Annotated in this window: 19 protein-coding genes and 1 tRNA gene; 14 read left to right on the top strand and 6 right to left on the bottom strand. The window is 69.8% G+C overall.

Translation table 11 applies throughout. The features are described 5' to 3' along the window. The first annotated feature begins 56 nt into the window (after nucleotides 1–56). The 4 genes from BBK82_RS00625 to aroH are packed head-to-tail and all read left to right on the top strand — an operon-like array spanning nucleotide 57 to nucleotide 2,472. On the top strand, nucleotides 57–1,001 hold the full coding sequence (locus tag BBK82_RS00625; RefSeq protein ID WP_065913221.1) for a tetratricopeptide repeat protein: 945 nt from the start codon (nucleotides 57–59) through the stop codon (nucleotides 999–1,001). Then, nucleotides 1,001–1,747: an ATP-binding protein gene (locus tag BBK82_RS00620; protein WP_065913220.1), complete on the top strand. Its 747-nt coding sequence runs from the start codon at nucleotides 1,001–1,003 to the stop codon at nucleotides 1,745–1,747. Before BBK82_RS00625 ends, BBK82_RS00620 begins: the two co-directional genes overlap by 1 nt. A gap of 7 nt (nucleotides 1,748–1,754) precedes the next feature. Further along, entirely contained in the window at nucleotides 1,755–2,075 is a 321-nt protein-coding gene (locus tag BBK82_RS00615) for an STAS domain-containing protein (protein ID WP_065913219.1), read from the top strand. Between the two features lie 34 nt (nucleotides 2,076–2,109). After that, a complete protein-coding gene (gene aroH, locus BBK82_RS00610; protein ID WP_065913218.1) occupies nucleotides 2,110–2,472 on the top strand; it encodes a chorismate mutase in 363 nt (120 codons plus the stop codon). 32 nt (nucleotides 2,473–2,504) lie between these two features. On the opposite strand, the gene BBK82_RS00605 is transcribed toward aroH, so the two are convergent. The 5 genes from BBK82_RS00605 to BBK82_RS00585 all read right to left on the bottom strand — a co-directional run bounded on the left by BBK82_RS00605 (nucleotide 2,505) and on the right by BBK82_RS00585 (nucleotide 7,057). Further along, nucleotides 2,505–3,581 carry a TIR domain-containing protein gene (locus tag BBK82_RS00605; RefSeq protein WP_065913217.1) on the bottom strand — a complete coding sequence of 359 codons (1,077 nt, stop codon included), beginning with the start codon at nucleotides 3,579–3,581 and terminating at the stop codon, nucleotides 2,505–2,507. A 4-nt stretch (nucleotides 3,582–3,585) separates the two neighbouring features. Continuing rightward, complete coding sequence (locus BBK82_RS00600) at nucleotides 3,586–3,816, bottom strand: hypothetical protein (RefSeq protein WP_154696969.1); 231 nt, start codon at nucleotides 3,814–3,816, stop codon at nucleotides 3,586–3,588. Next, entirely contained in the window at nucleotides 3,788–4,996 is a 1,209-nt protein-coding gene (locus tag BBK82_RS00595; protein WP_065913215.1) for a hypothetical protein, read from the bottom strand. Before BBK82_RS00595 ends, BBK82_RS00600 begins: the two co-directional genes overlap by 29 nt. Beyond that, nucleotides 4,996–5,958 carry a hypothetical protein gene (locus tag BBK82_RS00590; protein WP_065913214.1) on the bottom strand — a complete coding sequence of 321 codons (963 nt, stop codon included), beginning with the start codon at nucleotides 5,956–5,958 and terminating at the stop codon, nucleotides 4,996–4,998. Before BBK82_RS00590 ends, BBK82_RS00595 begins: the two co-directional genes overlap by 1 nt. 88 nt (nucleotides 5,959–6,046) lie before the next feature. Then, the gene (locus BBK82_RS00585; RefSeq protein ID WP_065913213.1) at nucleotides 6,047–7,057 is read right to left on the bottom strand and encodes a 5'-methylthioadenosine/S-adenosylhomocysteine nucleosidase family protein; all 1,011 of its coding nucleotides are present in this window, start codon (nucleotides 7,055–7,057) and stop codon (nucleotides 6,047–6,049) included. A gap of 94 nt (nucleotides 7,058–7,151) precedes the next feature. On the opposite strand from BBK82_RS00585, the gene BBK82_RS00580 reads away from it, so the two are divergent. After that, entirely contained in the window at nucleotides 7,152–7,871 is a 720-nt protein-coding gene (locus BBK82_RS00580) for an NUDIX hydrolase (RefSeq protein ID WP_065913212.1), read from the top strand. Beyond that, nucleotides 7,868–8,833 carry a 5'-methylthioadenosine/S-adenosylhomocysteine nucleosidase family protein gene (locus BBK82_RS00575; protein WP_065913211.1) on the top strand — a complete coding sequence of 322 codons (966 nt, stop codon included), beginning with the start codon at nucleotides 7,868–7,870 and terminating at the stop codon, nucleotides 8,831–8,833. Before BBK82_RS00580 ends, BBK82_RS00575 begins: the two co-directional genes overlap by 4 nt. A gap of 50 nt (nucleotides 8,834–8,883) precedes the next feature. Here the strand turns inward: BBK82_RS00575 and BBK82_RS00570 are convergent, their stop codons facing one another. Beyond that, nucleotides 8,884–9,318: a pyridoxamine 5'-phosphate oxidase family protein gene (locus tag BBK82_RS00570; protein ID WP_065913210.1), complete on the bottom strand. Its 435-nt coding sequence runs from the start codon at nucleotides 9,316–9,318 to the stop codon at nucleotides 8,884–8,886. 149 nt (nucleotides 9,319–9,467) lie between these two features. Here BBK82_RS00570 and cmk point away from each other — a divergent pair, with 149 nt between their 5' ends. From cmk to BBK82_RS00530, 8 genes are all read left to right on the top strand, one after another. Further along, nucleotides 9,468–10,211 (top strand): (d)CMP kinase, encoded by a 744-nt coding sequence (gene cmk, locus BBK82_RS00565; RefSeq protein ID WP_154696968.1) that lies wholly within the window; start codon nucleotides 9,468–9,470, stop codon nucleotides 10,209–10,211. Beyond that, nucleotides 10,208–10,846, top strand: coding sequence for a lysophospholipid acyltransferase family protein (locus BBK82_RS00560; protein WP_065913209.1), 639 nt, complete (start codon nucleotides 10,208–10,210; stop codon nucleotides 10,844–10,846). The genes cmk and BBK82_RS00560 overlap by 4 nt, the downstream gene beginning before the upstream one ends. Beyond that, nucleotides 10,843–12,264 (top strand): ribosome biogenesis GTPase Der, encoded by a 1,422-nt coding sequence (gene der, locus BBK82_RS00555; protein ID WP_065913208.1) that lies wholly within the window; start codon nucleotides 10,843–10,845, stop codon nucleotides 12,262–12,264. The genes BBK82_RS00560 and der overlap by 4 nt, the downstream gene beginning before the upstream one ends. A gap of 51 nt (nucleotides 12,265–12,315) precedes the next feature. Continuing rightward, a complete protein-coding gene (locus BBK82_RS00550; protein WP_065920723.1) occupies nucleotides 12,316–12,948 on the top strand; it encodes a response regulator in 633 nt (210 codons plus the stop codon). After that, complete coding sequence (locus BBK82_RS00545) at nucleotides 12,945–14,057, top strand: sensor histidine kinase (RefSeq protein WP_065913207.1); 1,113 nt, start codon at nucleotides 12,945–12,947, stop codon at nucleotides 14,055–14,057. The genes BBK82_RS00550 and BBK82_RS00545 overlap by 4 nt, the downstream gene beginning before the upstream one ends. A gap of 172 nt (nucleotides 14,058–14,229) precedes the next feature. Then, nucleotides 14,230–14,303 (top strand) — tRNA-Pro (locus tag BBK82_RS00540). Nucleotides 14,304–14,845: 542 nt separating this feature from the next. Further along, the gene (locus BBK82_RS00535; RefSeq protein WP_065913206.1) at nucleotides 14,846–16,420 is read left to right on the top strand and encodes a type I restriction-modification system subunit M; all 1,575 of its coding nucleotides are present in this window, start codon (nucleotides 14,846–14,848) and stop codon (nucleotides 16,418–16,420) included. After that, nucleotides 16,413–17,600 (top strand): restriction endonuclease subunit S, encoded by a 1,188-nt coding sequence (locus BBK82_RS00530; protein ID WP_071812503.1) that lies wholly within the window; start codon nucleotides 16,413–16,415, stop codon nucleotides 17,598–17,600. Before BBK82_RS00535 ends, BBK82_RS00530 begins: the two co-directional genes overlap by 8 nt. Nucleotides 17,601–17,602: the final 2 nt, after the last annotated feature.

Below are 17,602 nucleotides of genomic sequence, written 5' to 3'. Positions count from 1 at the left end.
CCGGGCAGAGACTCAGGGGGACGGTTTCGCCCGAGCCGCCCCGTGGAGTCCGCCTGATGCACCTCGACGCCTCGCCTCCGTTGCCGCCACCGCATTCGAAGATCGGTCTCGTGCACGTCAAGCACCTGAGAGCGATGACGGCCGCGCTGCGCTCGGTCGACTACCGCTACGGCGGTGGGTCGTGCCGGACCCGGGTCCAGGCGCTGTTGTCGTGGTGTGACAAGGCGATCGCGCACTCGGCCAGTGCAGTGGTGCGCGATGAGTTCCGCGGTGCGATCGCGGAGCTCCACGCACTCGCGGGCTGGACGGCGTTCGACGCGGGCCTCGGCGGGTCCGCCCACCGCCACTTCCTCCTCGCCCTGGACTTCGCCCAGGACGAGGACCTGGTGGCGAACATCCGGTACCGGATGGGGCGTGTGCACCTGCACCACGGCGGACCCGCCGAGGCGCTCGGGATGTTCCGGCTCGCCGGGATGGTGGCGACGAGCCACCACACGAACTCGATCCTCGCCGCGAACCAGGCGTGGTGCTACGCCGAGCTGGGCCAGCGGGTGGCGGCGTTGGCGTTGCTGGGCCGTGCACACGACGAGTTCGAACGGGCCGATGTGGACAGTGCGGCGCCGTGGGCGGCGTTCTTCGACAAACACGACTTCTCGGGGATCACCGGCGCGGTGTACACCTCTCTCGCGCGCACGGTGGACCCGAGCTACGCACGGCCGGCCATCACGTCGTTGCGGCGCGCGGTGACCGGCTACCGCGAGGACATGGCCCGCAGCCGCATCTTCTCGTTGATCGCGTTGTCGCTCAACCACCTGGTGGAGGGCGACGAGGACGAGGCGGCGGTGGTGGCGGCGCTGGCGATCAGCCAGTCGGGCGACATCCTGTCCGCGCGCACCAAGAAGAAGCTCGAACCGTTGCACGCCGAAGCGGAAAGACGGCGGGCGACCAGACTGAGGGAGCTCATCACACCGTTGCTGGCAGCGTCGTCGCACGCCGCGTGATGAGCGCGCAGACCCGGTGGTTTCCGGCGATCCCCGGGTCGTTGCCCGAGATCAGGGCATTCGTGCGCGGACTGGCCGGTGAGTCGGGGCTGGGCGGGGACGACCTGCGCGACGTGCTGCTCGCGGTGGCCGAGGCGGCGGACAACGCGGTGCAGCGCGCGGGCGCGTCGGTGGTGGGGGTGACGTGGGAGCCGCGGGACCACGCCGTGCTGCTGACGATCGAGGACGACGGCGTGTTCGACCTGCGGGCGGGCACCGCGGCCCGTCCGCTCGGGTTGCGGCTGCTGTTCGGCGTCGCCGACGAGGTGCAGGTGCGCCCCGGCAAACCGACCTGGCCCGGCACGGTGGTGCGAGCGCTCGTCCGGGTCTGGTCACGTGCGGGTGTCCCGGACCTGCCCGCGCCTCCGGGACGCCCGCGTGTGCTGCTCGTCGACGGCGACCGGTTCTCCGGGCAGGCGCTGGCGGCGTTCCTGCACGCGGAGGGCTACGACGTCACGGCCGTGACCACGGTCGCCGCCGCCGAGGCCGCGCTGCAGCCACCGCCGCGCCTGGCGATCGTCGACCTGCTGACCTCGCACGGCGAGGGAACGCGCTTCGCAACCGTCGCGCGCACGTTCGGGGTCCCGGTTGTAGCCGTTTCGGCGATCGAGCCGGCCGCTCCGCTTGCCGATGCTTACCTACCGAAGCCGGCACATCCGCTGTGCGTGCTGGCGGCGGTGCGCGACCTGTTGTCTCCCGATCCGTGAGGCACCGATGGAACCCGAACCTGTCCTGCTGGAGGTGCGCCGCCGCGGTGCGGCGGTGGCGCTGGCGGGCGAGGTCGACCTGAACACGAGCGGCCTGCTCCGCTCCGAGCTGGCGCTGGCCTGCGCGTTCGGCAACGCCTCCGGCGACGTGGTGGTCGACTTCACCGACCTGACGTTCATCGGGTCGAGCGGTCTGCACGTGCTGATCGAGGCGGCGGTGGACCTGGGGGAGCGGCGGCTGGTGCTGCTCGGCGGCGGCTGGGCGGTCTACGTGGTGAACCTGCTCGGCCTCACGATGCGCTACCCGAACATCGTCGTGGACCCCTGAGCACTCCGCCGCCGGCGACGCTACTGTCGATCGCATGGCGGTTCGAGCGATCAGGGGCGCGACGCAGATCGACGCGGACACGCGTGAGCTGGTCCTGGAGGCGACAGCGGAGCTGGTGCGCGAGGTGCTGGGGCGCAACACGCTGTCGACCGACGACCTGATCAGCGTGGTGCTGACCGCGACCCCCGACCTGACCTCGGAGTTCCCGGCCTATGCCGCACGTCAGGCGGGGCTGTCGGACGTGCCGCTGCTGTCGGCCACGGAGATCGCGGTGCCGGGGGCGATGCCGCGGGTGATCCGGCTGCTCGCGCACGTGGAGACGGATCTGCCGCGGTCGTCGGTGAAGCACGTCTACCTGCGCGGGGCGGCGGCGTTGCGCACGGACCTCAACCACTGACCTCAACCACTGGGCCTCCCGGTGGTGGGAGCTCAGCTCTCCGGCACCAGCGGCAACATCCGCACCGCGTCCTCCAAGGCGAACCGCTCGTGGTCGTCGTACGCCAGGAACGAGATGCGCCGCAACGGCGTCTCCGGGTGCCGTTCGACGTGGTACGCCGCCGCCTGCACCACCATCCGCGCCGTGTGCGCGACATCGGCGCCCGCGACACCCGTGCCCAGCAACGGGAACAGGATCGTCCGCACACCCAACGGCTCGACGCGCGCCAACGCCGTCGTGACGCACCCACCGATGTCCGACACCTGCCGGTAGCCCGCACCCGGCTCGCCCTGCACCGCGGCGACGTGCACGACGTGGCGGACGTTGTTGGTCGATTCCAGTGCACCCGAGCCGGTCACCAACGCGGTGCCCGGCGCGACCGGGCGGCGTGGCGCGGCCAGTGCCTCCAGCTCGTCGGCCACCAGGTCCGCGGTGATCCGGCCCGACTCGTCGCGCAGCGACCCCCAGTACCGGATGATCGCCGACACCGAGAAGTCCGTGTGCCGCGCCATCCGCATGTCGGTGTTCTCGCTGTTCACCCACACGTCGCAGTCGTGCACCCGGCGGATCGAGCCCGCGTGGATCCCGATCCGGCACGGGCGGTCGCCCAGCCGGAACACCGACGGCGACGGGCGGTCGCCCGCGATGCCGCGCAGGTGCGTGACGAGCGCGGAGATGTCGCTGTCGATCGAGTAGTGCCGCAGCCGCACGTACTGGCAGCGGTGCAGCGCCTCGACCCCCGGCGGCAGGTCCGCGGGCAGCACGGCGTCCTCGACCAGCACCGGCACCACCCGGATGCCCAGCTCGAACGCCTCGGTGATCTCGCGCAGCACCCAATCCTCACCGGGGTCGCCGGTGTGGTCGAGCCAGTGCGGGCCGATCACCGCGAGCAGCACCTGCGAGCGGCGCAGGTGGGCGAAGACCTCCTGCACGAAGTCGTCGCCCGCGCGCAGCGACCGGGAGGCGAGGAACACCCGGTCCTGGCCGAACGTCTGCGCGAGCTCCCGGTGCAGCAGCGTCGCGTAGCCGGGCTGTTCCAGCACGCGGTAGTTGACGAAGACCGTCGGCATGGGGTCATCCCAGCAGGTGCTGTTCCGGTCCTGTCAAGGTGATGCCCACACGGGCGGCGACCCCGCGGTCGATCACCGTCACCTGTCCCGGCACCGGTGGCAGGTCGTCGAGCCACGTGCCGAACACCCCGCGCAGCAACGCCTGCTGCGGCGCGGTGAGGTCACCCGCCACCGCGAAGTCGGCGGTCTCCAGCAACGGCACGTGCTCAGGGCCGAGGTCGGCGACCACGAGCACCGCGTGGTGCGAGCCCGGCAGGTCGGCGAGCGCGGGGACGTCCGCCGGCCGGTCCAGCACGAGCAGGTGCGGCAGCCGCGGACTGCCCAGCGCCAGCGGGAAGACCGGGCTGGGCGTGGCCGAACGGGCCGCGCCACGGTGCCGGCGACTGCACCGTCACGGCCGCACCGCAGCTCACCGCGGGCCGCGAGCAGGTGCGCCAGCCGGGCGCTCGTGACCACGCCGACGACCGGGCGTTCGTGGAAGAGCCGCAACGGCGCGTGGGCCTGCCGCACGACGTCCCAGCCCAGCACGACACCGCGCCACCGGTCCACGCCGCGGCCTGCCCGGCGACGTGCACGGGTTCGACGTGCGTCCAGGACTGCTTGGAGGGCAACGAGGGCGGCACGCACACCGGCACTGTCACCGCGGCCGCCGCCGCGTGGTGCCCGTTGAGCCGCCGCACCCGGCCGGCGTGCCGGATCCCGCTCGCGAGCCACGTCTCCGCCGCCAGCAACGCCTTGGTGTCCTGGCCGCTGAGCCGCAGCACCCGTTCCGAGACGAACTCGCCGCCGGTGCGCGCCAGCCGCACCCCGACCGTGGCGGCGACGGCGGGAAAACGGCTCAGCAGCTCCAGCATCGGGGCCTCGGACCAGGTGAAGCACGCGTGCTGGTCGGCACCCATCGTGCACGCCTCGAACCCGCGCTCGATCAGCAACGCCTGCGCCGCGGCACCGTCGAGCGAGCCGAGGAACGCGACGACGTCGAGCACCTCGTCGTGGTCCAGCTGCGCGGCCGTGAAACCGTGCTGCTCCAGCACGGTGCGCGTCCAGGCCGCCGCCGACGCCGGATCGGCCGAGCTGACCGCGACGTAGGTCCACCGGTGCGCCGGGCTGCCGTGCTGGATCAGCTCGCGATAGGCGTCGGGCGCCGGCGGCCGCGTGTGCACGACGACCTGCGCGCCGGTCAACGGCGATCCCGGCGCCAGCAACGCGGTCAGCGGCGGCAACCGGGCCGGCCACGACAGCACCGCCGCGTTCGCCGGAGCCACCACGAACGTCAGCGAGTGCGTGAGGGAACCCGACGGCAGCAACGCGTTCAGCAGTGCCGCCCGCCGGTCGCCGCGCGCTCCCACGTACGCCTTGCGGTCGAGCAACGCGTCGGCCACCGGCAACCGCTTCACGAACCTGCGCGGGTCCATCACCCGATCTCCCGCAGCTTCGCCTGGTCCTCGCTCTCGTCGGTCATCCCGCGGAAGTCGTCGACCAGCACGTAGATCTCCTCGCTGTGCACCAGTGACAGGTGCATCGCCTGCCGGAACGTGAACTGGTCGCCCACCCGGCCGTCACCGCCCAGCCGCACGATGTGCCTGTGCTTGCCGGAGAACCGCACCCCGGCCTCGATCAGCCTGGCCGAGGCCGGCGCGTCGTAGCGGAACGACATGTCGTGCGGATCGTGCACGTTGCCGTTGAAGAAGTCCAGCACGTACTCGGTCTCGTGCACGCCGCCGGTCGGCAGCAGGAACACCTTGACCGCGTACTCCGGGCAGCGCACCGGCGCCATCCAGTCCCCGGCCCGCATCGCCCGGTACTTCAGGTGCAGCACGTCGAACCGCGGCCAGTACGCGATCTCGTCGTCGGAAGGCCTGTCGCGCAACAGCTCCAGCCAGCCCCGGTAGGCCTCGTCCTCCTCGCGCAGCTGCTCGGAACAGTCCGCCCGCAGCGCCGCCCGCACCCGGAACGTCGCCGGCACCTCGCTCGTCCCGAACGCGCCGACGCCGAGCCCGATCGCGAACAGCGCGCCCGGCCCCGGCTGCATCCCGATCAGCGCCAGCCCGAAGAACACCACGGCCACGATGCCCACGACCGGCGACACCTTGGCGTACCAGCGGACCAGCCACATCAGCCCGGACGGCTCGGTCCGGGAGGCGCCGCAGATCCGGACGAGCCAGTCGACCGTCGACATGCGCAGCCCGGCCGTGTCGGCGTCCCAGTCCTGCCGCGGCTCCGGGTTCTTCGGGTTGACGTGGTGGCGGACGGTCCGCCTGGGCGGCCGTTCCGCGTTGAAGGCCGCGTGCACCCGACACGAGATCTCCTCGATCTTCCAGTCCGGTACCTCCGGCGGCGGACCCTCGTGCCGCCCCTGCAGCCGGGCCTCGCACACGCCGCACCTGTTCGAGCAACCGCTCGGCCATCCGCAGTGTCTCGACGTCGCCCTGGTTGTCGAAGCTGTTGGTGGCTGCCGCCGTCATCTAGTCGTCCACGATGGTGTCGAGCACCGGGCGCAGTGCGGGCACACCGCCGAGCAGTGCCTTGAGCGGCCGGAGGTCGAGCGGTGCGGAGGAGTTGCGCAGGTTGTCCAGCGCGACCATGGCCGTGGTGAACCACGCCGTGTCCATCTGGCCGGTGTTGTGCGCGTGCACCACGGCCGCCGTGATGGCGTCGAGCCGGTCGCGCGGCGAGCCCGTGGTGCCGATCTGCTGACCGACCGTGCCGTGGTTGTGGAAGTTGTTGGTCGTGCCGCCCACCGGCCGGGCCTTTCGCTGATGGCCGCGGGCCTGCGCGAGTGCGCCGGCGAGGGCGACGGCGAACGCGGCGGCGTTGGCGGCGGCCTTGGGCTGCCAGCCCTGCTTGTCGGTGACGTCCTTGTCGTCGACCAGGTCGCTGATGCCGCGCACGGTCACCGACGGCGTGGCCATGTTCAGGTGGGCGGCGTTCGCGACCCCGGCGCTCTCCATCTCGACCGCGACGGCGTCGTTGTAGTGGTGGTGGATCTGCTTGGCCAGCGGTGACTCGGTCGAGTTGAGCACCACCTCGCCGGCCGCGATGGGTTCGAAGTGGACCTCCGGCGGGTTCTCGCACCACGCCCCGCCGCGCACGATCGAGCGGGCGAGCTGCTCGACGTCGTGCGGCATGTCCCACGCTCGCGGCCGCGCGTGGAACCCGTCCGCCGTCTCGCGGCCGCCGTGGTAGCCGTAGACGCGGCTGGCGACCACGACCTCGCCGAGCTCCAGCCAGTCGCGCAGGCCGCCGGCGACGCCGACGAACATGACGAGGTCGGGTTCGAACCTGGTGATGGCGCGTTCGGTGATGGTGGCGGCGCTGGAGTTGCCCATCCCGGTCAGGGCGATGGCGATCTCCTGCCCACCGGCGGTGCCCACCTCGAACAGGGTCCCTGACGGGTGGTGGTGGGTCGCGATGCCGGACAGGTGCGCGCGCACCGCGGCGTACTCCACTTCGAGCGCGGTGAGCATCACGATCATGTGTGTCGCTCCGGTCGTTTGGATCCGAGTCCCAGACCGTAGCCGACCAGGAGAGTTTCCGTCAACATGACGGATAGTGGGTTAGGCTCGTGGGATGTCGGAGGAGGAGTGGACGATCCCGGATGTCGCGGTGGCCGTCGACCTCGCAGTGCTCACCGTCCGCGCGGAGCAGCTGCAGATCCTGCTGGTGGAGCGGGGGATAGAGCCGTTCCGGGGAGCGCTGGCGCTGCCGGGTGGCTTCCTCGAGTCTGCTCTGGAGGACATCGAGAAAGCGGCCTTTCGAGAGCTCGCGGAGGAGACCGGTTTAGCGCCGGAAGGGCTGTACCTGGAGCAGCTGAAGACCTACGGCACCCCCGACCGCGACCCCCGGCGGCGCGTCATCACCGTGTGCTACCTCGCGGTGCTGCCGAACCTGCCGACCCCGGTCGCCGGCGGGGACGCCGACGTCGCGCGGTGGGTGCCGGTGGAGACGGCGCTGGCCGGCCAGCTGGCGTTCGACCACGCGCAGATCATCTGCGACGCGCTCGAACGCACCCGCTCCAAGCTCGAGTACACGACGCTGGCCACGGCGTTCTGCCCGGCCGAGTTCACCGTCACCGAGCTGCGGCGGGTCTACGAGATCGTGTGGGGCGAGCAGCTCGAGCCCCGCAACTTCCACCGCAAGGTCACCGGCGCGGAGGGCTTCCTGGTGCCGACGGGTGAGAAGACGATCCGCAACGGCGGCCGTCCCGCCCTGCTCCACCGCCGCGGTCATGCCTCGCTGCTGCACCCGGCGTTGTTGCGTTCCCGAGGGTCCCTGGAGGTGACCGCATGATCGTCGTCCTGACGGCCACCGAGGCCGCTCATGCCGAGGTGCGTTCGTTGTTGACCGCCGCCCGCACGCAGGAGAGCCGGGCAGGCTCGCTCTACGAGGTGGGCGAGGTGGCCGGCCGGTCCGTCGCACTGGCGTTCCTGGGCACCGGCAACAACTCCGCCGCCGCGCTGACCGAACGCGCGATCGGCGAGTTCGACCCGTCGTCGGTGTTCTTCGTCGGCGCCGCGGGCCCGTTGCACTCGTGGGTCGAGACCGGCGACGTCGTCGTGGCCACCAAGGTCTACGGCTACCACGGCGGCCGCGAGGACGCCGAGGGCCTCAGGGCCAGGCCGAACGCGTGGCCGGCCCCGCACCGCCTGGAACAACGCGCCCGCCAGGTCGCGCGCTCGTTCTCCGCCCAGGTCCACTTCGCACCGATCGCCTCCGGCGAGCTGCTGCTCTCACCGGGCACCGCGACGGCCGCGTTCCTGGACTCCTCCTACAACGACGCCGCCGCCGTGGACACCGAGAGCGCGGGCGCGGCGGGCGCCGGCCACCTCAACGACGCGACCCCGCTGCTGACCGTCCGCTCCATCGGCGGCCCGGCACCGGCCGCCGCCTTCGTCGCCGCGCTGATCGCCGAGCTCCCCGCCGACCCGGACGACCGGCCCGCCGCCCGTTCGGCCGAGGCGCGCCCGTCGGTGCACAACGTCTACAGCGGCGGCTCGAGCGCCATCGTGATCCAGGCGGGCCAGATCCACGGCAACGTGAACACCGGCGCTCCGCAGCCCGCGGGCGGAGACCTCTCCACGTCCCTCACCGCCGCCGCGCGCGCCGGCCTGCTCGACGAGTCCACGTACTTCCGCGTGATGCTGGCCCTGCACGAGATGCAGGCCCGCCCGTCGGACCCGGCGCCGCGCGGGGTGGTGCGCGACCTGCTCTCCGGACACCCGGACCTGCGCCGGCAGGTGGACGGGTACTAGCCGCGTCGCCGCCTGCCCGGCGTTCCCGGCCCGGGCAGGCGGTCGCACCGTCAGAACTCCTTGCCGGGCAGCCACCCGTTGGGGATGTCCGTCACCCGCCACCGCGGCACCGTCAGCACCACCGTGCGGATCGGCGTCTCCAGGAACGGCGCCGCCTCCGGCACCTTCGCGACCAGCCGCTGCCGCACAGCCTCGTCCTCCGCGCCGTCAACGATCTCGGCCACGGCCCGCGCCTGCAAGAACGGCTCCATCGGCGACCCGGTCGACACGACCACGGCCACCTCCGGGTTCTCCTCGATCGCCTTGAGCGTCCGCCCTCTCTCCTCCAGCACGAGCACGAGCCGCTTCGGCCCGTCCTCGGCGAAGTAGACCCCGCTCACCCACGAGCCGTCCGAGCCGGACGTGGCCAGGAACATCGACTTGTGCCTGGCGAGCGTGCACTCCAGCAGGGTCTGCACGGCGGGGTTCTGTTCGATCGTGGTCATCTGTCCTCCGGGGGTTGCTGATGCGCTGACCAGATCGGCGCGGGCCGCGTGCGGCTGTTGCGAATTCCACCGATCGATACCCCCGCGGTGACGGCTGATCACGCGCCTGGCCCGTCCCGCTGCCGGTGCGGGCGTCCGCACCAGGCACAATGAGGGCCGTGGGTGTCTCGGAGGGAGCTGTGGTGGGCCAGGGTCAGTTGCGCGGCGTGGTGGCACTCGACGGACCGTCGGGCACCGGCAAGTCCACCGTCGCGAAGCGCCTCGCGATGGCGTTGGACGCGCGCTACCTCGACACCGGCTCGATGTACCGGGCGATCACGGTGGCCGTGCTGCGCGCCGGGGTCGACCCGGCGGACGAGGCCGAGGTCGCCAGGGTCGCGGACGCGGCGGTGCTCGTCGTCGGCACGGACCCGCGGCAGCCGGGCATCACGCTCGACGGCGACGACGTGTCCGCGGAGATCCGCGGGCCCGAGGTGACGCTGGCGGTGTCCCCGGTCTCGGCGGCCAGGCACGTGCGCGAGCTGCTCGTGGCGCACCAGCGGGCGATCATCGCGGACGCGGTCGACCACGTCGGCGGCATCGTGGTCGAAGGTCGCGACATCGGCACGGTCGTGTCCCCGGACGCGCCGCTGAAGGTCTACCTGACGGCGTCGGCGGACGCGCGGGCGCAGCGCCGGACCAAGCAGGACAACGCCGCCGGGCGCGAGTCCACTGTGGACGCCGTGCTGGCCGACGTGCAGCGCCGCGACAACTACGACTCCTCGCGCGCGGTGTCGCCGTTGCGGGCGGCCGAGGACGCCGTCGAGGTCGACAACACCGACCTCGACCTCGCGGGCACCGTGGACGCGTTGCTGGACCTCGTGGAACGGCGCGGGCTGCGGGTGACCGGGTGAGCGTTCCGGAGGGCAGCCTGCCGTGGCTGTTCGACTTCGGCCGCTGGATCGCGCGGACGCCCTACGCCTGGCAGTTCCGGATTCGGGTGCACGGGCGCGACCGCGTACCCTTGAGCGGCGGCGTGGTCGTCGTCGCCAACCACAGCTCCATGGCGGACGGCCCGATCCTGTTCGGGGTGCTGCCCCGGCGCGTGACGTTCCTGATCAAGCAGGAGATGTTCGCCAACGCCGTGGTCGGCTACCTGCTGCGCAAGATCGGGCAGCTCCCGGTGAAGCGGGGAGAAGCCGACCGCACAGCGCTGACCAGCGCGTTGTCCGTCCTCAAGGCGGGCGGCGTGATCGGGGTCTTCCCCGAGGGCACGCGTGGCGACGGTGGCGTCACCAGCGCGCAGAACGGTGCCGCGTGGCTGGCCAAGACCTCCGGCGCGGTGGTGCTGCCGGTCGCCTGCCGGGGGACCTACCAGGCCAAGGGCTGGCGGCCGCCGGTCGACGTGCTGATCGGTGAGCCGTTCCACCTCCCGGAAGGGAAGGGGCGGGCCGCCCTGGGCGTTGCCACCGAGCAGGTGCGCGACCGCCTGGCGACACTGGTCGCCGAACTCGATGGACTTCGTGTGAGTGAGGTTGAAAGAAGATGACGGACCTGGACGGCACCTGGGAGGACGAGGCCGACTGGTCAGCCTTCGACGACGCCTCCGCGGAGGACGACGGCGACTCGACCCCGCCCCAGCCGGTGCTCGCGGTGGTCGGACGGCCCAACGTCGGCAAGTCGACCCTGGTCAACCGCATCATCGGCCGGCGAGAGGCCGTGGTGCAGGACGTGCCGGGCGTGACGCGTGACCGCGTCGCCTACGACGCGCTGTGGAACGGCCGCAAGTTCACCGTGGTCGACACGGGCGGCTGGGAGCCGGACGCGCAGGGCCTGCAGGCCTCCGTGGCCGCGCAGGCGGAGCTCGCGATGGCGACCGCGGACGTGATCCTGGTGGTCGTGGACGCGACGGTGGGCGCGACGGCGACCGAGGAGGCCGTCGCGAAGGTGCTGCGCCGGTCGAAGAAGCCGGTGATCCTCTGCGCGTCCAAGGTGGACGACGAGAGGCTGATGGCCGACATCGCGTCGCTGTGGTCGCTGGGCCTGGGCGAGCCGTTCCCGGTGTCGGGTCTGCACGGCCGCGGCTCCGGTGACCTGCTCGACGTGATCCTCGAGCGGCTGCCCGAGACCCCGCGCGACGACTTCGGCGCCCGCGGCGGTGGTCCGCGGCGCGTGGCGCTCGTCGGCAAGCCGAACGTCGGCAAGTCGTCGCTGCTCAACCGCCTCACCGGCGAGAACCGCTCGGTCGTCGACTCGGTCGCGGGCACGACGGTCGACCCGGTCGACTCGCTGGTGGAGCTCGACGGCGAGGTCTGGCGGTTCGTCGACACCGCCGGGCTGCGCAAGCGGGTGAAGTTCGAGAGCGGCGCCGAGTACTACGCGTCGCTGCGCACCAAGTCCGCGATCGAGACCGCCGAGGTCGCGATCGTGCTGCTGGACGCGCACGAGCCGTTGTCCGAACAGGACCTGCGGGTGCTGACAATGGTCGTCGAGTCCGGCCGCGCGTGCGTGCTGGCGTTCAACAAGTGGGACCTCGTCGACGAGGACCGCCGCAACGAGATGGTCCGCGAGCTCGAACGCGGCCTGGTGCGCGTGCCGTGGGCGGACCGGGTGAACATCTCCGCGCTGACCGGCCGTGCCGTGCACAAGCTGGCGCCGTCGCTGCGCACCGCGTTGAACTCGTGGGACACCCGCGTCCCGACCGGCCGCCTGAACCAGTGGCTGACCGAGCTGATCGCCGCGACCCCGCCGCCGGTGCGCGGCGGCAAGCAGCCCAAGGTGCTGTTCGCGACCCAGGCCTCGACCCGGCCGCCGACGTTCGTGCTGTTCACGACCGGTTTCCTGGAGGCGGGCTACCGGCGGTTCATCGAGCGCAAGCTGCGGGAGGAGTTCGGCTTCGAGGGCAGCCCGGTGCGGATCTCCGTGCGGGTGCGCGAGAAGAAGAAGGCCGGCGCCGGCAGGAAGTAGTTCTCCGGTCCCACGGTTGCTCTTTGCCATGGGGTGCGGTTGGTTGGTTTCGTGGCCGTACGAGTGGTGCTTGCCGACGACGAGGCCCTGCTGCGGCGGGGCCTGAAGGTCCTCCTGGAAGCCGACGGACGGGTCGAGGTGGTCGGCGAGGCCGCCGACGGCGCCGAGCTCGTCGAGGTGACACTGGCCTGCCTGCCCGACGTGGTGCTGGTCGACGTGCAGATGCCGGGCGTCGACGGCCTGGAGGCCGTCCGGCGGCTGCGCACGTGGGCCACCCCACCCGCCATCGCCGTCCTGACCACGTTCGACCTCGACGACTACGTCGCCACGGCGCTGGACCTGGGCGCCCAGGGCTTCCTGCTGAAGGACGCCGAACCGGAGGCCCTGGTCCGCGCCGTCGTCGACCTGGCAGCCGGCGGCGCCGTCCTCGACCCGCGCATCACCGCCCGCCTCCTCCCACGCCTGCGCGGCTTTCGCGCCAACCGCCAGCTCGACACGCTCTCCGCCCGCGAACGCCAGGTCCTCGAGCTCCTCGCCGGCGGCCGCTCGAACCACGCCATCGCCGAACAGCTCTGCCTCTCCGAGGCCACGGTCAAGAGCTACGTCTCCACCGTCCTGACAAAACTGGGCGTCGAGAACCGGGTGCAGGCGGCCCTCGTCGCCCACCAGGTCGGTGTCTGGTGAAGACGCTCCTGCGCGAGCTCCTGACCGTCGGCACCACCACCGGCGTCGTCCTGCTGACCCAGGACCGCCCGTTCCCCTGGTCCCTGTGGGCCGCCGTGGCCGCCGCCCTGCTCCTCCCACTGCGCCTGCGCTGGCCGTGGCTCGCCTCCCTGATCTGCATCCCCGCCGTGGCCGGCGGCCTGGGCTGGGCCCCGGCCCTCGTCGCCCAATACCGCCTGGGCCGCAAGGAGAAGTCCGTCCCCGCCCAACTCCTCTGGGTCACCGCCCTGACCGCGGCCTCCGTCATCCCCGTGGTGATCACCGAAGCCATCCCCTTCGGCCCCCTCCTCCTGACCACCGCCTTCTCCTTCGGCCTCTCCGCCGCCCCCACCGGCCTCGGCGCCCTCATCACCACCCGCAAAGACCTCACCCAGGCCCTCTACGAAACCCGCAGAGCCCGCGCCGCAGAGCTAGAAGCCCAGGAAACCTCCGCCAGAGCAGCAGAACGGGCCCGCATCGCCCGCGAAATCCACGACGCCGTGGGCCACCACGCCACCCTCATCGCCGTGGAGTCAGCCGCCCTCGCCGCCACCGCCCCCAACGACACAGTGCGCGACACAGCCCTGCGCCTCCGAGCCCTGGCCAAGGAATCCCTCTCCGAAATGCGCACCGCCCTGGGCCTCCTGAACCCCGACACCGCCTACCCCTCCGTCCAGGAGTTGGTAGACCGCGCCCGCATCGCCGGCGTCTCGGTGAGCCTGACCGAAACAGGCGACACCCCCATCTCCTCCGCCGCCTCCCGAGCCCTCTTCCGCGTAGTGCAAGAGGCCCTGACGAACGTGACAAAACACGCCCCAGGCGCCTCCGTGACGGTCACCGTCGACCGCACCACCCCAGTCCGCGTCTCAGTCGTCAACACCCCCAGCGACCTCCCCCCACTGGCCGAAGGAGGCGGCGCCGGCCTCCACGGCCTCTCCGAACGCCTGCGACTCATCGGCGGCACCCTCACCACCTCCTACCGCCCCGACGGCGGCTTCAGCGTCACCGCCGTCCTACCACCCGGTAAGCCGAAGGTTGACGGCCAAGACTCGACTTTCGGCGGTGGCGTCGAGGACACGGTCACCGCATAGTTCAGGTGTCGGTCGAGGATCGGGGGATCGGTCGGACCGAGGGACGCGGGGACCCGGCACACGGGTCCCCGCCGTATATCCGCAGGTAGTCTGGTGTGAGGGCCCCCGTTTTTGATCTCTGTTGCGGGTGTTGTACGATTCTTCCTGCACGCCGGGCAACCGGGGGTGTGGCCGGGACGTGGCGCAGTTTGGTAGCGCACTTGACTGGGGGTCAAGGGGTCGCAGGTTCAAATCCTGTCGTCCCGACGGTCTGAATCAGCCCGCTGATTCTGGGTGAAAGCCCAGGTCAGCGGGTTTTTCGTATGCTCTGTCCGATCTTTGCTTGATGATCTACATGATCAACAGGCGATGTTTGTGAACCAGGGTGGCTCACGCCAGACTCTTGTTCAGCGTCAAGCGTAGCCACCCAGGACGGGTTACTCGTCGAACAGCCTTGAACTGCGCGATTCGGCCGTACAAGTTCTGATCGGGTCTGGACGCGGAGATGTCGGCACGATGTCGGTTCTAGGCTGCGTCAAGCGCTGAAGTAGGTCGACGGCAGGGCGATCGCCATGCCTTGGCACGGCGTCACCGGCCCATTGAACTGACTCAGGCCCTTCCCGTGGTCACGTGAAGATCCTCGGTGTGAGAAGCAGCGTGGCCGATGGCCTGAACGGCGGTCAGTGCTTCACAGCCCCTGGTAGTACACGGGCGGTGTGTCGGTCCCAGGCCTGGCCGAAATAAGGTGATCGGCAGCAACCCCGGCCTCCGGGCCGCAACCCCCATGACGATCAAGGACACTTCAACAGATGGTAGTGACCCAGCAGGAGATCGAGAATCGCTTGTGGGACGCCGCCGACGAGCTGCGCGCGGCCATGCCCGAGGCGCAGTACTCGTCGGTCGTCTTTCCACTGATGTTCTGGAAGTACCTCTCGGACACCTGGGACCACCGCCACCAGGAGTTCCTCGCCGACAACGACGGTTTGGACGACCTATCTCCGGAAGAGGCCCACGAGATCGAGTACCGGGATTACCAGTCGTTCGAGATCCCGCTCATCCACAAGGGCACAGTCGAGAAGAGGCGTGCTTCCTGGTCGTCGATACTCGCCACCGTCACACAGCCGGGCCTCGGCTTGCGGGTGCGAACCGCGCTGCAGGCCATCGAGACGGCAAATCCGGACAAGTTCACTCGGTTGTTCGGATCCATGACCTGGACTTCCGAGGAAGTCTTGTCGGGTGATGTGCTGGCAGCTGTGATGCAGACAATGGACCGCGTGCCGAAGATGCACGAGGGCAACATGTCCCACGACGTCCTGGGTGGTGCATACGAATACTTGCTGAAGCGGTTCTCCGACGGCTCTGGCACGCGAGCGGGTCAGTTCTTCACCCCGCGTGAAGTCGTGGAGCTGATCATCGAGGTCCTCGACCCCAAGAACTTCGAATCGGTCTACGACCCGACCTGTGGATCGGGTGGCATGCTTATCGCTTCCGCGGGGCGGCTCAAAGCTCGCGGAGGACGTGGCTACACGCTTAAGTTGTACGGTCAGGAAGCGGTGCCTGATACTGCGGGCGTAGCACGCATGAACCTTTTCATGCACAACCTGACCGAGTTTCAGGTCGAGGTTGGCGATACCTTGAGAAATCCGCGCTTCAAGAATCCGGACGGATCTGTTGCGACGTTTGATGTAATCGTCGCCAACCCGCCATACAGCTTGAAGTGGAAGCCGTGGACGAATGATCCGCGCACCCTTGGTGCCATCGCTCCGCAGTCTTCAGCTGATTGGGCCTTCGTGCAGCACATGATCGCCAGCATGGGGCCGAAGAAGGGTCGTGCTGGCGTCGTGCTGCCTCACGGTGTCCTTTTCCGTGGTAGTCAGGAGGCGATCATTCGCCAGCGGATCTTGGACGACGATCTCCTGGAGGCTGTCATCGGCCTGCCGGCGAACCTGTTCTACTCCACCACCATCCCAACCTGCATTCTCGTGTTCCGCCCCGCGGGAACGAAGGCTGAGGAGCGGCGGAGCGGGGTGCTGTTCATTGATGCTTCTCGTCGGTTCACCAAGGGTAAAAATCGCAACACTATCACCGCTGCCGACATCGCTGACGTGGTTGCCGCATACCATTCCAAGCTCGATTCGGATGGGAACCTGCTTGATCTCAGGGACGGTGGCGACCTAATCGCCCGTTTCGTCTCTCTGGATGAGATCAAGGGAAACGGCTACAACCTGAACATGGGCCGCTACATCAAGCAGGCCGCAGTGGAGGCGGAGGATCTGGGGACGCTGATCGACGCCTACAATGTGGCGCGCGCGGAACGCGAAGTCGCGGAAGCGCGGATGCTCAAGGTGCTCGCCGCTGCGGGGATCGAGGGCTTCGATGAGTGATCAATGGATCGAAACCACGCTGGGGGAGGCCAGCTTTTCGATTAAGCGAGGAAAGGCGCCTCGGTATGTCGACGAAGGCATCTTGGTATTGAACCAGAAGTGTGTCAGGAATGCAAATTCCATCGACTTCTCGCTTGCGCGGAGGACCGATTCTTCCAGGCCTCTGCCAAGGCATGCTCAGCTGCAGGTCGGAGACGTCCTCATCAACTCGACCGGTCGTGGAACTCTAGGCAGAGCTGCGGAGATCCGTGAGCTACCCGAGCCAGCGACCGCTGATTCCCACATCACCATCGTGCGGCCCGATCCCGAACGTTTCGTCCTGGGCTTCGCGGGCCTCGCGCTTTCCAGTCGCAAGTTCGATCTTGAGTCCCTGCAGACAGGGAGCACCAACCAAACCGAGCTCTCCGCAGGCACCGTCGCCGCTCTCGCCATCGTCGTTCCGCCACTTCCGGTGCAGAAGCGGGTCGTCGAAGTCATTGACGCCATCGACGACCAGATAGTCGCGCTGACGGCCGAAGCAAACGCGTTGGAGGGTGTCTACCGAGGGGGCAGTTCGCTGCTTTGGCGTACGGCAGGTGGTGAAGAAGCGGCGCCGCGATCGCTCGGTGACGTCATGCGGCTCGAAGTCACGCGGATTCCGATGCGAGAGGGGACGACCTATCGACTCGCAGGCGTGCTCAACGCTGGGCAAGGTCTGGTCGACAAGAACGAGTTCGACGGGGCGGACACCGAATACACGGCTATGAACGTCCTTCGTGAGAATCAGGTGGTGATGCGGAAGCTGACCGCATGGGAGGGGCCGATCACCGTGGTGCCCGCCTCGTTCGACGGGTTCGTCGCGAGCAGTGAGTTCCCGACCTTCGTTCTGGCCAGCGACGTCTTCCCCGCGTGGATGAAGCACGTCTGCCGGACCCCCCGGCTGTGGGCTGAGATGCAGAGCAGGGTCGTCGGCACCGTCCAGCGCCGCAAGCGCCTCAATCCCGATCAGCTTCTCTCGGTAGAACTTCCAATCCCGTCCCGGGCTGAGCAGGAGCAGGCCGCAGAGGCGCTGGACGCGATCGAGGAACAGGTCGGGGTGATCCGCGCTGAAGCGGATGCACTCAGTCGTGCACGATCGAGGATGCTGATGGGCTTGCTGAACCAGACCCTGAAGATCGAGTCAACTGAACTGGAGGCGTGAAC

This window comes from Lentzea guizhouensis, from assembly GCF_001701025.1.
Taxonomy (GTDB): domain Bacteria; phylum Actinomycetota; class Actinomycetes; order Mycobacteriales; family Pseudonocardiaceae; genus Lentzea; species Lentzea guizhouensis.
The sequence above is the reverse complement of the archived record's forward strand: the minus strand, read 5'-3'. Positions and strand labels throughout refer to the sequence as shown.

Bases quoted from the DNA above. Each gene is read 5' to 3' on its own strand.
- BBK82_RS00585 (WP_065913213.1), bottom strand. From the start codon at position 7,057: ATGATCGTGATGCTCACCGCGCTCGAAGTGGAGTACGCCGCGGTGCGC.
- BBK82_RS00580 (WP_065913212.1), top strand. From the start codon at position 7,152: ATGTCGGAGGAGGAGTGGACGATCCCGGATGTCGCGGTGGCCGTCGAC.
- der (WP_065913208.1), top strand. From the start codon at position 10,843: ATGACGGACCTGGACGGCACCTGGGAGGACGAGGCCGACTGGTCAGCC.
- BBK82_RS00530 (WP_071812503.1), top strand. From the start codon at position 16,413: ATGAGTGATCAATGGATCGAAACCACGCTGGGGGAGGCCAGCTTTTCG.
- BBK82_RS00625 (WP_065913221.1), top strand. From the start codon at position 57: ATGCACCTCGACGCCTCGCCTCCGTTGCCGCCACCGCATTCGAAGATC.
- BBK82_RS00575 (WP_065913211.1), top strand. From the start codon at position 7,868: ATGATCGTCGTCCTGACGGCCACCGAGGCCGCTCATGCCGAGGTGCGT.
- BBK82_RS00615 (WP_065913219.1), top strand. From the start codon at position 1,755: ATGGAACCCGAACCTGTCCTGCTGGAGGTGCGCCGCCGCGGTGCGGCG.
- BBK82_RS00535 (WP_065913206.1), top strand. From the start codon at position 14,846: ATGGTAGTGACCCAGCAGGAGATCGAGAATCGCTTGTGGGACGCCGCC.
- BBK82_RS00570 (WP_065913210.1), bottom strand. From the start codon at position 9,318: ATGACCACGATCGAACAGAACCCCGCCGTGCAGACCCTGCTGGAGTGC.
- BBK82_RS00595 (WP_065913215.1), bottom strand. From the start codon at position 4,996: ATGGACCCGCGCAGGTTCGTGAAGCGGTTGCCGGTGGCCGACGCGTTG.
- BBK82_RS00605 (WP_065913217.1), bottom strand. From the start codon at position 3,581: ATGCCGACGGTCTTCGTCAACTACCGCGTGCTGGAACAGCCCGGCTAC.
- cmk (WP_154696968.1), top strand. From the start codon at position 9,468: ATGAGGGCCGTGGGTGTCTCGGAGGGAGCTGTGGTGGGCCAGGGTCAG.
- aroH (WP_065913218.1), top strand. From the start codon at position 2,110: ATGGCGGTTCGAGCGATCAGGGGCGCGACGCAGATCGACGCGGACACG.
- BBK82_RS00620 (WP_065913220.1), top strand. From the start codon at position 1,001: ATGAGCGCGCAGACCCGGTGGTTTCCGGCGATCCCCGGGTCGTTGCCC.